Raw genomic sequence first — 13774 nt, 5'->3', positions numbered from 1 at the left:
ATGAGCGACTACCCCTTGCCTTTCGTACCACCTGGCGGCAGCGCGCCGGTCCCTCGGCGGATCCGCGCGCTGCTCGACGGCCAGGTCGTCGTCGACACCCAGAACGCCCTCTACCTGTGGGAGTTCCCGCCGTACCCGCAGTACTACCTACCGCTCGCGGACGTGACCGACGGCGTACTGGTCGACACCGGAGAGACCAAGGTGTTCGAGCACGGGGTCGCGCGGGTTCATACCGCCGGTCGCGGCAAGGCCTGGGTGTACGACGAGCTCGGCCGGGTGCGGTTCCAGTGGGACGCGCTCGACAGCTGGTTCGAGGAGGACGAGGAGGTCTTCGTCCACCCCCGCAATCCGTACTCGCGGTGTGACGCGATCCGGTCGGACCGGCACGTCCAGGTGTCCCGGAACGGCGTGATCCTCGCCGAGTCGTCGTCGACCGTGATCGTGTTCGAGACCGGGCTGCCGTCGCGCTACTACTTTCCCCCGCTCGCGGTGAACTTCGAGCGTCTGACCGAGAGCGAGACCCGGACGGCCTGTCCGTACAAGGGCCGCACCACCGGCTACTGGTCGATCGACGGCCACGATCTCGCCTGGTGCTACGACTTCCCGACGGCTCCACTGCTCCCGATCACCGGACACGTTGCCTTCCTCAACGAACACGTCGACCTCACGATCGACGGTGTACCAATCGCTGGAAGTGTGCGCACGTAGTGAAGTCAGGCTCGCCGCAGTCCAAGGCGTGGCCGAGGAGGCGTCTGGCCTCCTCGGCCTGCTTGATCAGGTCGTCCAGCTGAGCCGCCTGCTCGGCCAGCACGGCGCGTCGCTCGGATCCGCCCGGGGCGTCGAACATCCGCCGGATCTGCTCGAGGCTGAGCCCGGCCGCCTTCGCCCGCTGGATCACCACCACCCGCGCCGCGTGCGACTCGTCGTACTCGCGCCGTCCCGAGACGCGGGCGAGCGGTGTCAGCAGGCCCACGTCCTCCCAGTGCCGCAGCACGTGCGTCGCCACGCCGAAACGGGCGGCCAGTTCGCCGATCCTCATCCAGCAAATCTAGATCAGATGATGGACGCGGTGCCGCCGTCCATCGTGATGACGGCGCCCGTCACATAGCTGGCCTTCTCCGAGGCGAGGAAGATCGCCACATTCGCGACCTCGGCCGGATCCGCCGGACGACCCAGGGGGATGTCGGCAACCATCTCGGTCAGCAGCTCGTCGCGCGGCCGTCCGCTCGCCCGGGTCGCGGCGTCCAGCCGGTCGTCGACCCGACCGGTCAACGTCAACCCCGGGTTGATCACGTTCACCCGGACGCCCTGACCGGCGTACGCCTTCGCGTAGCCGACCGAGGCGAGCATCAGCGCCGCGTTCGCAGCGCCGCCACCGATGTGCAACGGGTTCGCCGCCTTGCCGCCCGAGCCGACCACGTTCACGACCGAGCCACTGCCGCGCTCGGCCATCCCGCGGATGACGGCCTCGGTCGCATGCATGTAGGTGAAGTACTTCGCCTCCATGGCGGCGTGCAACGTCGTACTGCTCAGCTCGTCCACCGGGATCTGGCGCGCGGCCCCCGCGCAGTTGATCAGGATGTCCGGTACGCCGATCTTCGCGAACACCTCGGCCGTCGCCTCCGCGTCGGTCAGGTCGGCGAGCTCCGGGATGAACTCGAGCCCCTTCGCCGCGAGCTGCTCACGGGCCGCGCCGAGGTTGACCGGGTTGCGGGAGATGCCGAACACGGTCGCCCCTTCCCAGGCAAGCGCCTCGGCACAGGCCAGGCCGATCCCCTTGCTCGCTCCGGTGACGACGGCAACTTTCCCGGACAGTTGCAGATCCACTGCATTTCCTCCTCGGTGCTCTTAGCAACAAATTCGCATTTTCCCTTGGGTGGCCTTGAACGGGCCAGTACAGTGAGTGACTAGATCGACACTCTTTGTTTCGACGCCAGATGCCGTGAGCACCAGACGCCGGAGGGACCCGTGCCGACCATGTCAACTTCCCACTCACCACCGGCCTCGAGAACCAACTCCTTGAGGTCCATCCTTCATCATGACCTACCGGCCTCGCTGGTGGTCTTCCTGATCGCAATACCGCTCTCCCTGGGGATCGCCGCGGCATCGGGCGCTCCCCTGATCGCGGGCCTCGTGGCCGCGGTCGTCGGCGGTGTGGTCGCCGGCGCGCTCGGCGGTTCACCGCTCCAGGTCAGCGGCCCCGCCGCGGGCCTGACCGTTGTCGTCGCGGGCCTCGTCGGCCAGTTCGGGTGGGCCGCCACGGCCGGCATCACCTGCGCTGCCGGCCTGGTCCAGATCCTGCTCGGAGTCACCCGGATCGGGCGGCTCGCGCTCTCCCTCTCCCCCGCTGTCGTGCACGGCATGCTCGCGGGCATCGGCGTCACCATCGCCGTACAGCAACTTCATGTAGTGCTCGGTGGTCAGGCGCAGAGTTCGCTGATCGCCAACGTGGCCGCGCTTCCCGGACGCCTGGTCGCACACCATCCGCACTCGGTGCTGGTCGGTGTGCTGACCGTCGCGATTCTCCTGGCCTGGCCACGAATTCCGAGAGTCAATGTGGTTCCGGCACCACTGGTCGCGGTGGTCGCCGTCACGGCGACGGCCGCGGTCTGGATGCCCGATGTCACCCGGGTGAACCTGCCCGACCAGCCGCTGCAGGAGCTGATCCTGCCGGCCATTCCCAACGGGACGCCGGGACAGATCATCGCCGCCGTGCTGACCGTCGCCCTGGTCGCGAGCGTCGAGTCGTTGCTCTCGGCCGTTGCCGTCGACAAGCTTCACAACGGCAAGCGCAGCAACCTCGATCGTGAGCTGATCGGCCAGGGTGCTGCCAACGCGATCTCCGGCGCTCTCGGTGGGATGCCGGTGACGGGTGTGATCGTGCGCAGTTCGACCAACGTCGCGGCGGGCGCGAAGTCGCGGGCCGCGGCGATCCTGCACGGTCTCTGGATCGCGGCGTTCGTCCTCGCGGCCGGCTCGATGCTCGAGCTGATCCCGATGGCGGCGCTGGCCGGCGTCCTGCTGGTCACCGGGTTGCGGCTCGTGCAGCTCGCGCACATCCGCACGCTCCGCCGGCACGACGAGCTCCTCGTGTACGTCGTCACCGGCGCCGGCGTCGCCGTACTCGGACTGGCCGAAGGGGTGCTGAGCGGCCTGGTGCTCGCGATCGCGCGGGTGCTGTACCGGTTGTCGAGGGCAACAGTCACGGCGACCGAGGAGAACGGCGAGTGGACCGTGCAGATCCGCGGCACGCTCGTCTTCCTCGGGGTCTCCTCCTTGATCCGGACGCTGCGGTCGATCCCGACCGGTGCCCGGGTCCGCGTCGACCTGTCGGTCGACCATCTCGACCACGCGGCGTACGAGGCGATCGAGGACTGGCGTCGCGGCCACCTCGCCCGCGGCGGCTCGGTCGAGCTGAACCGGATGGCCTTCCGGGCCGCCCTACGCTCCACCCCCACGCACCGGCTGCTGCCCTGGCAACCCCAGGCCATCGCCGGGCCGGACGAGCGAGTGCTCGACGGCATCCGGGCTTTTGAGGAATCGGCCGATCAGATCCGGCCGATGCTAGCCAAACTCGCGGCCGAGGGCCAGCGCCCGACGCAGCTGTTCATCACCTGCGCCGACTCGCGGATCGTGCCGAACATGATCACCACCACCGGTCCGGGCGACCAGTTCTGCGTCCGGAACGTCGGCAACCTCGTTCCGCCCGACGGCTCCGGCAGCAACTCCGTCGACGCCGCGATCGAGTATGCGGTCGAGGTGCTAGGGGTCCGGTCGATCGTCGTCTGCGGTCACTCACACTGTGGTGCGGCCGCGGCCGCCCTCAAGGCGAACGCCACAGCCGGCACCGGCCTGCAGAACTGGCTGCGCCATCTCGAGCCATCGGTACGGCGGGCGCTCGCGATGCCCGAGATCATCGATCCGGCGACCGGGATGAAGCTGTCCCCGGCCGACAAACTGTCGGTCGCGAACGTCGGCGAACAACTGTCGAACCTGCGCAGCTTCGCCTGTGTCCGCAAGGCCGAGGCCGAAGGACGGCTCGAGCTGATCGGGCTCTGGTTCGACATCGGCGCGGCCGCGGCCCGGCTGGTGCTCGATCGTGAGCCCTATCTGGTCCGCGCCGACGAGGAGCTCGCCACCGCGGGCCGCCGTTCGGTCCGCTGAATCTCGTCCCCGGTGCCCCGATGGGCACCGGGGACGAACAGCACAAGCAATGGGATCGCGAGCGCGATCGCCACCAGCCCGTCGAACCAGTAGTGGTTGGCCGTCACCACGACCACGGCGAAGGTCAGCACCGGGTGCGCGATCCACAACCAGCGCCAGCGAGACTTCGAGATCCGGATCAGCACGACAGCGATCAGGAACGCCCAGCCGACATGCAGGCTCGGCATCGCCGCGAACTGATTCGCCACTCCCTCGGATGCGTCAGCGCCGTACACGGATTGTCCGAGCTGCACGCCGGTGTCCACCCAGCCCGGCATCATCCGCGGTGGCGCCAGCGGGAAGAACATGTGCCCGATCAGCGCCAGGCCGGTCAGCCCGGCCAGCGCCCAGCGCGCCTTCCCATAGGCATCCGGCCGGCGAATCATCAGCCAGAGCAGGACCACCGCGGTCAGCGGGAAGTGCACGCTCGCATAGAAGAGGTTGGCCGCGTGAGCCAAACCGGGGACCTGCAAGGCCTGGTTCTGTATGGCGGCCTCACTCGGCAGCCCGACCGCGTGCTCCCACCCGATCAGATCCCCTGCATGCCGGTACGCCGATCCCGCATGCTCGGCCGACACCAGCCGCCCGAGGTTGTACACCCCGAACAGCACCGCCAGCAGACCGATCTCCCGCAGGATCCGCCACACCCCTCCGCGGGGCGAATCCACTCCCACTCGCTCCAGAGCAAGCTGCGCCACGTTGACCCCCAGCCCAAACCGAACGCTCGTTCTCTGAGATTCCACTCTGCGCCTCGGCGCCGGGAGAAATCAAGAACGATCATTCGTTTTGGTCTGTGAACGCGGTCACAAGGTGGTGGGTCTGCCCGATCGGGCGGTCAGCGCAGCTCGCCGGGAGCCGCCGCGAAGGTGTTGCAGGCGCGCAGATCCCCGACCGTGAAGCCCTTCAGACTCCAGATCCGCCGGGTTGCCCCCAGGCCGTGCGTGTCGTCCATCGGCGAGAAGTCGTCGTACGTCGCGCTCCACGTCTCGACCCAGGCGTCGTCGATCGGAAAGGTCTTCCGTACCGAGGCCGCGAAGGCGCCGCTGAAACAGTCCGCCTGCAGCTCGATCCGCCGCGTCTCCTGCAGTTGGATGTCGACACCGTTGAGCGTCTCGTCGCGCGCATCCTTCACCTTTTGGATGCCGGTCAGCGCCTGGATGTGATGCGCGTACTCGTGGGCGATGAAGAAGACCATCAGGGCGCGATTGGCCGCCCGATCCTCCTTGTCGTAGTCGATGTCGACGCGCGCATCCATGTAGATCGTGCCGCGGCAGTAGTACAACTGGCCGTCCGGCGCGTCGCACGTCGAGTCCGGCGAGTGCCCGACGGTGACCACCAGCTGCGGCGCCTTGAAGGCGAACCCCGCCTTGCGAACCGGCGGCGCCCAGGCCTTGTTGAGGCAGGCAACCAGCTTCAGGTAGTAGGCGCGCACCTCGGCCAGTGCGGTCAGCTCGCCGGCCGGATCCGCGCACCCGGACGGCGCGAGCTTCCCGGCCCCGTAGATCGCGTTCTTCACCAAGGCCGGAGGCTCCGAGATCGCGGGCACCGGCGTACCGGGGACGTTCGACGGCGTCGTCGTCGGCAATGCCGACCGCGCCCGCGCAGCCTCGACGGCCGCGTCATCCGGCGGCGGGGACTCCTTGGCACAGCCGACAGCTAGTACGGCGATGCTCAGGCAGGCCGCGACGATCCGCATCAGCCGACCTCGCTGGAGGTGGCGGCATAGGTGTTGCATGCCGCCGGGTCCCCGGCCGCAAGCCCAGCCTTGGTCCAGCGAGCCTGATTCTTCGTGCTGCCATGGTCGTACCGCGGGTCGTAGACCAGCTTGAGCACCTCGTCGAACAGGGTGCGCCAGCTCGCGTTGTCACGGAAGTCGGAGTTCGCGCCGAAGTAGGCGCCGGCGAAGCAGGAGGCCTGCAGTTCGAATCGACGGGTCTCCTCGAGCGCCAGGTCCACGCCGTTGAGCTTGAGTCCGCGCTCGTAGGCGGCCTTCGAGATCCCGGTGAGCGCCTGGACGTGGTGGCCGTATTCGTGCGCGATGACGAAGGCCATCAACCCGCGATTCACCTTCGGATCCTCGTGGTGGCCTTCCAGATCAACCGTCGCGTCCAGGTAGATCGTGCCGTCGCAGTAGAGGCCGGAGCTGTCCCTCCTGCACGGCAGGTCCGGCGACTTGCCGGCGACCACGTCCAGCTTCGGCGGGGTGAAGGTGAAGCCGGCCTTGCGGATCACCGGCGCCCAGGCCGCATTCAGGCAGGCCACAGACTGCGTGTAGTACGCCCGGATGTTGGCCACTGAGGTCGCTTCAACCTTCGGCTCCGCGCAGCGCACGGCCGGCTTTCCGACGCGGTAGATCACGTTCTTCGTCATCTCGTCGGGATGCGGCGGGGCGGTGACCTTGCCGGGCGGCGCACTCGACGGCGTCACCGTCGGCACCGCCTCGCGGGCCTTGGCAGCCTCCGACGCGGCAGCGGCCGCCGGATCCTCGACCACGGCCGGCTTCGCACACCCCGTCAGCAGCAGGACCGCACACACAGCGGCCACACCCCGTCTCTTCACGGGGCCGACTGTAGGGCAATCGGACCGCCGTACAGCGCGATGCCAGGAACCTGCCAAACGGCGCGCCACCTACGGATGCAGCGAGCGCCCATGTCAAGGATTATCGGAGCATGCGGATCAGTCGAATGTTGTTAACCGCCTCCCTGCTGATCAGCGTGCTCACCGCGCCCCAGGCGCAGGCCGCTGCCACCTTCCCACGCATCGACGCGAGCGGATTCCAGCTCGTCTCCGGCGACACCTTCGCGACGTACGGCGGTCGCGTGGCGCAACTGGAGACCAAGCCGGCCCTCGCACCGGTCGGTGTCACCCAAGTCCTCGCAGCGTCGAATCGGACTGGACGCGCACTGTGCCACTCGACGTACCTGACCGCCGCACTGAATCCACAGGGGTTCTGCTGGCAGGACGGTGAGGACGACGACGAGAACGTCTGGATCCCACAGGGACTGTCGGGGTCCGGCGACGCACAGCCGGCCGGTGGTGCGCGCCGGGTGGTGGTCGCGAGCTTTCACAACAGCGGCGACACTGCGATCCGCGTGTCCTTCCTGGACGTAGCGACGAACAAGTACCGGCACGTGCTGCTGGTGGAGCCGACTGCGGATGGGAACTTCCAGGCGGTCGCCGGGCACGGCCACGGGTTGTACTGGTCCGGGAACATGCTGGTGGTCGCAACGGGCGGCGCCGTACTGCGGGTGTTCGACCTGCGACACATCTGGCGGACTGACACCAGCACTGGTGAGGTGGGGCTCGGTACTGACGGCAAGTACCACGCGCTCTGGCACGCGTTCGCGCTACCGCAGGTGGGTGCCTACTGGTACGCCGGAGGTGGGTGCGCCTCGACTACCGGCGTACGGCCGTGTTTCGCGAGTCTCGCGCTCGACCACGCGGGGACTGGTTCGTTTGTGGCGGCTGAGCACACCACTCGCGGCGGTGGGCGGATAGTGCGCTGGCCACTCGACAAGGCGACCGGTCTGCCTGCCGCTGGCACTGACGGAGTGGTGCGTGCCGTGGAGGCGTTCAACTCGCCGGTGTGGGGCATGCAGGGTGCGGTGTCCTACAACAACAGCTTTGTGATCGCTGGAGTCTGTCCCGAGTACGCCGACAACATCGGGGACGGTGTCGACTACCCCAGCTGCCTGCACCGGGGTACCGGTGGCGTTTCCACGGCTCTATGGACGAAAGCACCGAAGAACACCGAGAACCTGTCCTACTGGCCGGCTACCAACGAGCTGTGGCTGATGAACGAGCAACTGCGTGAACGCGTGACCGTGCACGTTGCCCTCTAGGAGTGTTGCTGGCGTAGTACTGCAAGGATGGGCGGGTGAGTGAGTTCTGGGACAGCATCACGTCAGCACAGCCCGAGCCGTCGATCCGCGTGGTGATCGGGACCGGCGTGGTCGCGCTGCTCCTGATCGCCTGGCGGCCCCTCTGGCGATTCACTCGGCAGGTGGTGACGATCGCGCATGAAGGTGCGCACGGTCTGATCGCCGCACTGGTCGGCCGAAAGCTGTCCGGCATCCAACTGCACTCCGACACCTCTGGAGTGACCGTGTCACGCGGTAAACCGACCGGTGCGGGAATGATCGCCGTACTGCTGGCCGGCTACCCCGGCCCGGCACTCTTCGGGCTCGCCGCCGCCTTCACACTCAGCCGTGGGTACGCCGTTGCGTTGCTCTGGGGACTGCTCCTCGCGTTGGTGATCCTGCTGCTGCAGATCCGGAACCTGTACGGCCTTTGGTCGGTGCTGGTGTTCGGTGCGGTCGTCTTCGGGGTCACGTGGTGGGGCTCAACGGCTGTGCAGTCGGCGTTCGCGCATCTGCTCACGTGGTTCTTGCTGCTCGCCGCGCCGCGCACGGTGATCGAGCTGCAGCGTTCTCGGCGCGGTGGGCAGGGTCGGAGTTCGGATGCCGATCAGCTTCGGCGACTGACCGGCGTACCGGCGGTGATGTGGGTCGGCGTGTTCGGGTTGGTCGCACTGGCCTGCCTGGCGGTCGGCGTGATCTGGTCCGGAGTCCTGCCGAGTTAGGTTCCGACGTCTGGTTCTGTCGGTGGTCGGGTCTAGGGTTGTGTGTCATGAAGGCGAACGAAGTACTTCTTGATGGCTTCAGCCGCGTGCAAGAGCAGGTGCACGAGGTGCTGACGGGGCTGGACGACAAGGTCCTCACGGCGCGACCGTCCGAGACAGCCAACTCGATAGGTTGGCTGGTCTGGCATCTGACCCGGGTCCAGGACGACCACGTCTCGGAGGTCGCCGGGCACGAGCAGACGCACACCGCCGATGGGTGGCACGAGCGCCTCGGACTGCCGTTCGACGCGGCCGATACCGGTTATGGGCACACGCCTGAGCAGGTGGGCCAGGTGACGGCCTCCGCAGAGCTGCTCGTCGGGTACTACGACGCTGTGCACGCTCGCACAGTGGAGTTCCTGAAGACGCTCGACGACCCGGACTTCGACCGGATCGTCGACAAGCGGTGGGATCCGCCGGTCACGCTGGGCGTGCGGCTGGTCAGCGTGGTGGACGACGACGCGCAGCACATGGGCCAAGCGGCGTACCTGAAGGGCCTGCTCAGCTGAGCTTGGTCTTCCAGAGCGCGCCGCCGGCGATCAGGTAGATCTCCTGGTCCGCCGTCCGGACCGCGGCCTGCACCGGCCCTTGGAGGCCGCCCGTGGACTCGAACACCTTCCAGTGATCGGGCTTGCCCTGGACGATCTTCACTTTGTTGTCCTGGGCAATCACTTGGGCGATGTCGCCGTCCGGGTCGGCGTTGATGAGCGGAGCAGGCAGCAGGTCCTTGTCGCTGACCGGGATCGCCGGTACGCCGCTCAGCCGCTGCGCCCCGGCGTCGCCGTACCGCCAGATGGCGAGCTTGTTGTCGACGAACCCGGAGATCACGCAGGACTGCAGACAGGTCGCGGTGTTCGCCTGACTGCGGCTGCCGGGGTCCGGCAGTGCGACCCGGGTCCAGCTCTGCGTCAGCTTCTGCGAGCGCCAGACGGCGGCGCCCTGCTCGACGACGTTGGGCGCGAGGCGGACCTGCGAACCGGTCAGGAGCAGACCATCGCCGTACGAGGTCGCATTGCTCGCGCCGACGAGGAGCTCCTTCGTGTTCTGCAGTGCGGTCTTCGCGGAGTCCTGCTTCACCCACTTGTTGTTGGCCTGCGGTAGCCAGACCGCGGCATCCAGGCCGGTCACGACTCCCTGCCACGAGCCGATCAACGCTTCCCCGGCCGGAGTGAGCACGGCCGAGTTCATCTGGCCGGCGGACAGGCCGTTGAAGGTGTTGAACGTCTGCGGGTGCTCCTGAAGACCGGCGTCGACCGAGCCGGTCCACACGGTCCAGCGGACGTTGCCGTGCGCACCACCCGTGGCACCGCCGAGGCCCAGGATCCGCTGGCCGTCCCAGGCGATCGAGTACCAGATCGCTTCGAACGAGTACGGGCTCGAGGCCGAAGGCTTGATGGCGATCGTCTTGCGCTCGGAGCCGTTCAGCAGGACGGCACCCGGGATGACCTTGGCGCCGGGGTGCTTGACGCCGACCAGGATCTGGCCGTCATGTTCGGCCAGGGCGACCGGCTCGGCGCCGACATCGACCTTCTCCCAGGTGAGCGTCGACTGCGCGGGCTGCTCGTTCTTGCTGCTGCAGGCCGCCAGGACGGAGGCGGCCAGGACAACGGCCGCGATGACGCGTCGCATCAGCGATTCTGCGGGAGGGTCGCCGGACGCTTCCGCCCACGCGGCGCCGACGGCGGCGGCACCATCGGCCCGATGTCGCCGTCCGGCGCGACATCGAGATCGACGATCACCGGCGCGTGGTCGCTCGGACCGGTCCCCTTGCGCGCCTTCCGGTCGATCCAGGTCGCCTGCACCCGACTGGCCACGGCCTCCGTCGCGAGCACCAGGTCGATCCGCATCCCGAGGTTCTGATGGAACATGCCGGCGCGGTAGTCCCAGTAGCTGAAGACCTGGTCGGTCGGCCAGCGATCGCGGACCACATCCCGCAGATCCTTCGCCGCCATCAACTCGGCCAACGCCTCACGCTCGGGCGGCGTCACGTGCGTCGAACCGACGTACGCCGCCGGGTCGAAGACGTCGGCGTCGGTCGGCGCGATGTTCATGTCACCGCAGACGATCTGGTCCGCCGGCCCGGCCTCGACCACCTCGGCGAGCGCCTTCAGCCAGGCCAGCTTGTACTGATAGTGATCCGAGTCGGGCTCACGACCGTTCGGCACGTAGAGCCCGTGGATGCGGATGCCGCCACACGTCGCCGCGACCGCCCGCGCCTCAGGATTCGGAAAGCCGGGCGCTCCCGCGATCCCGGTCGCCACATCCTCGAGACCAACCCGGCTCAGGATCGCAACGCCGTTCCACTGCACCTCGCCGTACAGGGCGGTCTCATAACCACGACCGGCCAACTCCCCACCGAGCAACGCCGTGAACGCGTCGTCGGCCAGCTTCGTCTCCTGCAGGCAGACGACATCCGGCTCCCGCTCGTCCAGCCACTCCAGAAGCCGAGGCATCCGCTGCTTCACCGAATTCACGTTCCAAGTAGCCACTCGCACCCGCCAAACCTACCCGCCCCCACCCCCATCCGTCCCCCACCCACCGCCGCCCCATCCACCGCTGCCACCTCGCGCCCAAAGGTGGGTCGCCTGCTCTTTGTGCACGCCGCGCATCTTTGAGCCCCCATCAACCACGCAAACCCCGTCGAAATGGTCGGTGGCTACCCAAAGCTGCCCCTCGCGCCCAAAGAGCAGCCCGCCCACCCTTGAGCACGAGGCGCAACTCTGGGCGCGGGGCGCAACTTTGGGCGCGCACCAACCACATGGAGCCCGCCGAAATGGTCGGTGGGTACCCAAAGATGCCCTGCGCGCCCAAAGAGCAGCCCACTCACCCTTGAGCACGAGGCGCAACTTTGGGCACGGGGCGCAACTTTGGGCGCGCACCAACCACATGGAGCCCGCCGAAATGGTTGGTGGGTACCCAAAGATGCCCTGCGCGCCCAAAGAGCAGCCCGCCCACCCTTGAGCACGAGGCGCAACTTTGGGCGCGGGGCGCAACTCTGGGCGCGGGGCGCAACTCTGGGCGCGGGGCGCAACTCTGGGCGCGGGGCGCAACTTTGGGCGCGCACCAACCACATGGAGCCCGCCGAAATGGTTGGTGGGTACCCAAAGATGCGCTGCGCGCCCAAAGAGCAGCGCACCCACCTTTGGGCGCGGGGTGGGTCGGCGTCTGGAGTAGCTGCTTCGTCAGGGAGTTATCCACCGATTTGAAATTGGCCGGTCACGGAGGGTGGTTCGGCTGCATCCTCTTGTCAGGAGAGAGGGAGCGGATGGCTGAGCACCTGGACTGCGAACCTGCCGACGTGACCGCGCTGGTCGCCTACCTGCGCGAGATCGGTCGGCACGAACTACTCACACTGGAGGAGGTCAACGAGCTTTCGCACTGGATCGAGGCCGGTGTCCTGGCCGCCGACCGCCTGACCGCGGATCCGGCGCCGGCCGACGCGGGCGACCTGCGGGAGGTCGTCCGGCTCGGGCGGCAGTCCTGGCGCCGGATGATCGAGAGCAACCTGCGGCTCGTGGTGACGATCGCGCGCCGCTACACCGGCAAGGGGATCTCGCTCCTGGACCTCATCCAGGAGGGCAACATCGGCCTGATCCGGGCGATCGAGCGGTTCGACCACCGCCTCGGCCACCGGTTCTCGACGTACGCGATCTGGTGGATCCGCCAGGCGCTGGGCCGCGCCATCTCCGACCGCTCCCGCCTGGTCCGGATGCCGGCCCAGGCCTATGCCGACGCCTGCCGGGTCGCCGGCGCCCGCCACGACCTGACCCAACGCCTGGGCCGCGAGCCCACCCCCACCGAGCTAGCCGGCGAGACCTCTCTCACCATCGCCCGCCTCGAGCGCGCCCACGCCTGGCAGATCCACCCCGAAGCCCTCGAGTTCGGCGACTCCGAGCCCCTCATCGACGACGAGGCGGTCATCCTCCAAGCAGCCCTCCGCCGCGACATCGCCTACCAACTGCAGTTCCTCGACGAGCTCCACGAGCAGGTCATCCGTCACCGCTACGGCCTCCAAGGCCACTCCCCCGCCACCATCGAGGAGACCGCCGCCCGCCTCAACCGCACCCCCGACCAGATCCGCGCCATCGAGCGCGAGGCCCTCCGTCACCTCCGCCGCCGAGCCACCCACCACCTCCGCGACTACGCCGCCTGACCCCGCACCGGCGGCGGGTTTGGCGGGGCTGGGATGATGGCGAGGTGAGATTCAGGCGCAGCACCTGGCCCCGTGAGCTTGCCGACGCCGTGGGCGGATCGGCCCCCGGGCGGAAGGAATCCATCCTGGCCGCGGCTCAGCTCGCCGACGGCAACTGGGTGGCGGGCACCCGCGCGGCCGTCTACCTCCCCACGGACGCGCCGACGGACACCGACAGCAAGCCGACCCCCGAGTCGGTACGACGGGTTGGGTGGGAGCAGATCGAGCGGGCCGGATGGGATTCGGAGGCGTCGGTTCTGCACGTCTACGAGACCACCGCGTTCGGGACGCCGTTGCGCGCGACCGACCTCAAGCTCAACGACCCCGGCCGCTTCGGGCAGTTGCTGCGTGAGCGGGTCGACGCGAGCATCGTCGTACAGCGCCATGTCCCCTTGGCCGGCAAGCGCGGCGTCCGCATCGTCGGCCGCCGGAACCCGGCGCTCACCGAGGCGCCGATCACCTGGAACTTCGTGCTGGACAAGGGCTTGGAGCCCACCCAGCCCGGGATCGTCGACGCCGCCGAAGCCGCCCTGGCCGCCGTCCGCGAAGAGTTCGGACTCTGACTCGGAAGGTTGAATCCCACCGCTGGAATCTCGTTTTTGCAGGACGCCTCCGGCCTGCTAATCTACTCAAGTCCTCAGGGGATCGAGGACAGAAAAATACGATCCCGCGTAGCTCAATTGGCAGAGCAGCCGGCTGTTAACCGGCAGGTTACTGGTTCGAGTCCAGTCGCGGGAGCTCCACAGACAGCAAGTCAG

At 68.1% G+C, this 13774-nt stretch carries 14 protein-coding genes and 1 tRNA gene; 8 read left to right on the top strand and 7 right to left on the bottom strand.

Annotation, left to right across the window (positions count from 1 at the left end):
- Complete coding sequence (locus OG474_RS32775; RefSeq protein ID WP_405057475.1) at positions 1–708, top strand: DUF427 domain-containing protein; 708 nt, start codon at positions 1–3, stop codon at positions 706–708.
- On the opposite strand, the gene OG474_RS32770 is transcribed toward OG474_RS32775, so the two are convergent.
- The gene (locus tag OG474_RS32770; RefSeq protein WP_405057474.1) at positions 665–1039 is read right to left on the bottom strand and encodes a MerR family transcriptional regulator; all 375 of its coding nucleotides are present in this window, start codon (positions 1037–1039) and stop codon (positions 665–667) included. The two genes, OG474_RS32775 and OG474_RS32770, sit on opposite strands and share 44 nt — an antisense overlap.
- A 14-nt stretch (positions 1040–1053) precedes the next feature.
- Positions 1054–1827 carry an SDR family NAD(P)-dependent oxidoreductase gene (locus tag OG474_RS32765; protein WP_405057473.1) on the bottom strand — a complete coding sequence of 258 codons (774 nt, stop codon included), beginning with the start codon at positions 1825–1827 and terminating at the stop codon, positions 1054–1056.
- Positions 1828–2019: 192 nt separating this feature from the next.
- Here OG474_RS32765 and OG474_RS32760 point away from each other — a divergent pair, with 192 nt between their 5' ends.
- A complete protein-coding gene (locus OG474_RS32760) occupies positions 2020–4164 on the top strand; it encodes a SulP family inorganic anion transporter (protein WP_405057472.1) in 2145 nt (714 codons plus the stop codon).
- On the opposite strand, the gene OG474_RS32755 is transcribed toward OG474_RS32760, so the two are convergent.
- The 3 genes from OG474_RS32755 to OG474_RS32745 all read right to left on the bottom strand — a co-directional run bounded on the left by OG474_RS32755 (position 4107) and on the right by OG474_RS32745 (position 6762).
- On the bottom strand, positions 4107–4871 hold the full coding sequence (locus OG474_RS32755; RefSeq protein ID WP_405057471.1) for a phosphatase PAP2 family protein: 765 nt from the start codon (positions 4869–4871) through the stop codon (positions 4107–4109). The two genes, OG474_RS32760 and OG474_RS32755, sit on opposite strands and share 58 nt — an antisense overlap.
- A 167-nt stretch (positions 4872–5038) precedes the next feature.
- Positions 5039–5899, bottom strand: coding sequence for a neutral zinc metallopeptidase (locus OG474_RS32750; RefSeq protein WP_405057470.1), 861 nt, complete (start codon positions 5897–5899; stop codon positions 5039–5041).
- Positions 5899–6762, bottom strand: coding sequence for a neutral zinc metallopeptidase (locus OG474_RS32745; protein WP_405057469.1), 864 nt, complete (start codon positions 6760–6762; stop codon positions 5899–5901). Before OG474_RS32745 ends, OG474_RS32750 begins: the two co-directional genes overlap by 1 nt.
- A gap of 110 nt (positions 6763–6872) precedes the next feature.
- Here OG474_RS32745 and OG474_RS32740 point away from each other — a divergent pair, with 110 nt between their 5' ends.
- From OG474_RS32740 to OG474_RS32730, 3 genes are read left to right on the top strand one after another with little or no spacing between them, the layout of a single operon-like run.
- A complete protein-coding gene (locus OG474_RS32740; RefSeq protein WP_405057468.1) occupies positions 6873–8045 on the top strand; it encodes a hypothetical protein in 1173 nt (390 codons plus the stop codon).
- Positions 8046–8080: 35 nt separating this feature from the next.
- On the top strand, positions 8081–8785 hold the full coding sequence (locus OG474_RS32735; RefSeq protein WP_405057467.1) for a M50 family metallopeptidase: 705 nt from the start codon (positions 8081–8083) through the stop codon (positions 8783–8785).
- 47 nt (positions 8786–8832) lie between these two features.
- Complete coding sequence (locus OG474_RS32730) at positions 8833–9333, top strand: DinB family protein (RefSeq protein ID WP_405057466.1); 501 nt, start codon at positions 8833–8835, stop codon at positions 9331–9333.
- On the opposite strand, the gene OG474_RS32725 is transcribed toward OG474_RS32730, so the two are convergent.
- Entirely contained in the window at positions 9326–10453 is a 1128-nt protein-coding gene (locus OG474_RS32725; RefSeq protein ID WP_405057465.1) for a hypothetical protein, read from the bottom strand. The genes OG474_RS32730 and OG474_RS32725 overlap by 8 nt on opposite strands.
- The gene (locus OG474_RS32720) at positions 10453–11313 is read right to left on the bottom strand and encodes an exodeoxyribonuclease III (protein ID WP_405064638.1); all 861 of its coding nucleotides are present in this window, start codon (positions 11311–11313) and stop codon (positions 10453–10455) included. The genes OG474_RS32725 and OG474_RS32720 overlap by 1 nt, the downstream gene beginning before the upstream one ends.
- 776 nt (positions 11314–12089) lie before the next feature.
- Between OG474_RS32720 and OG474_RS32715 the strand changes: the two genes are divergently transcribed.
- The 3 genes from OG474_RS32715 (at position 12090) to OG474_RS32705 (ending at position 13754) form a co-directional block, all read left to right on the top strand.
- Positions 12090–12977: an RNA polymerase sigma factor RpoD/SigA gene (locus OG474_RS32715; RefSeq protein ID WP_405057464.1), complete on the top strand. Its 888-nt coding sequence runs from the start codon at positions 12090–12092 to the stop codon at positions 12975–12977.
- A gap of 44 nt (positions 12978–13021) precedes the next feature.
- Entirely contained in the window at positions 13022–13579 is a 558-nt protein-coding gene (locus OG474_RS32710; protein WP_405057463.1) for a hypothetical protein, read from the top strand.
- A 102-nt stretch (positions 13580–13681) separates the two neighbouring features.
- Positions 13682–13754: transfer RNA gene (locus tag OG474_RS32705), tRNA-Asn, on the top strand.
- The last annotated feature ends 20 nt before the right edge of the window (positions 13755–13774 follow it).

Source organism: Kribbella sp. NBC_01505 (assembly GCF_045040285.1).
Taxonomy (GTDB): Bacteria; Actinomycetota; Actinomycetes; order Propionibacteriales; family Kribbellaceae; genus Kribbella.
The sequence above is the reverse complement of the archived record's forward strand: the minus strand, read 5'-3'. Positions and strand labels throughout refer to the sequence as shown.

Excerpts from the sequence above, each read along its gene's own strand:
- OG474_RS32775 (WP_405057475.1), top strand. The coding sequence starts at position 1 with ATGAGCGACTACCCCTTGCCTTTCGTACCACCTGGCGGCAGCGCGCCG.
- OG474_RS32770 (WP_405057474.1), bottom strand. The coding sequence starts at position 1,039 with ATGAGGATCGGCGAACTGGCCGCCCGTTTCGGCGTGGCGACGCACGTG.
- OG474_RS32750 (WP_405057470.1), bottom strand. The coding sequence starts at position 5,899 with ATGCGGATCGTCGCGGCCTGCCTGAGCATCGCCGTACTAGCTGTCGGC.
- OG474_RS32740 (WP_405057468.1), top strand. The coding sequence starts at position 6,873 with ATGCGGATCAGTCGAATGTTGTTAACCGCCTCCCTGCTGATCAGCGTG.
- OG474_RS32730 (WP_405057466.1), top strand. The coding sequence starts at position 8,833 with ATGAAGGCGAACGAAGTACTTCTTGATGGCTTCAGCCGCGTGCAAGAG.
- OG474_RS32725 (WP_405057465.1), bottom strand. The coding sequence starts at position 10,453 with ATGCGACGCGTCATCGCGGCCGTTGTCCTGGCCGCCTCCGTCCTGGCG.
- OG474_RS32715 (WP_405057464.1), top strand. The coding sequence starts at position 12,090 with ATGGCTGAGCACCTGGACTGCGAACCTGCCGACGTGACCGCGCTGGTC.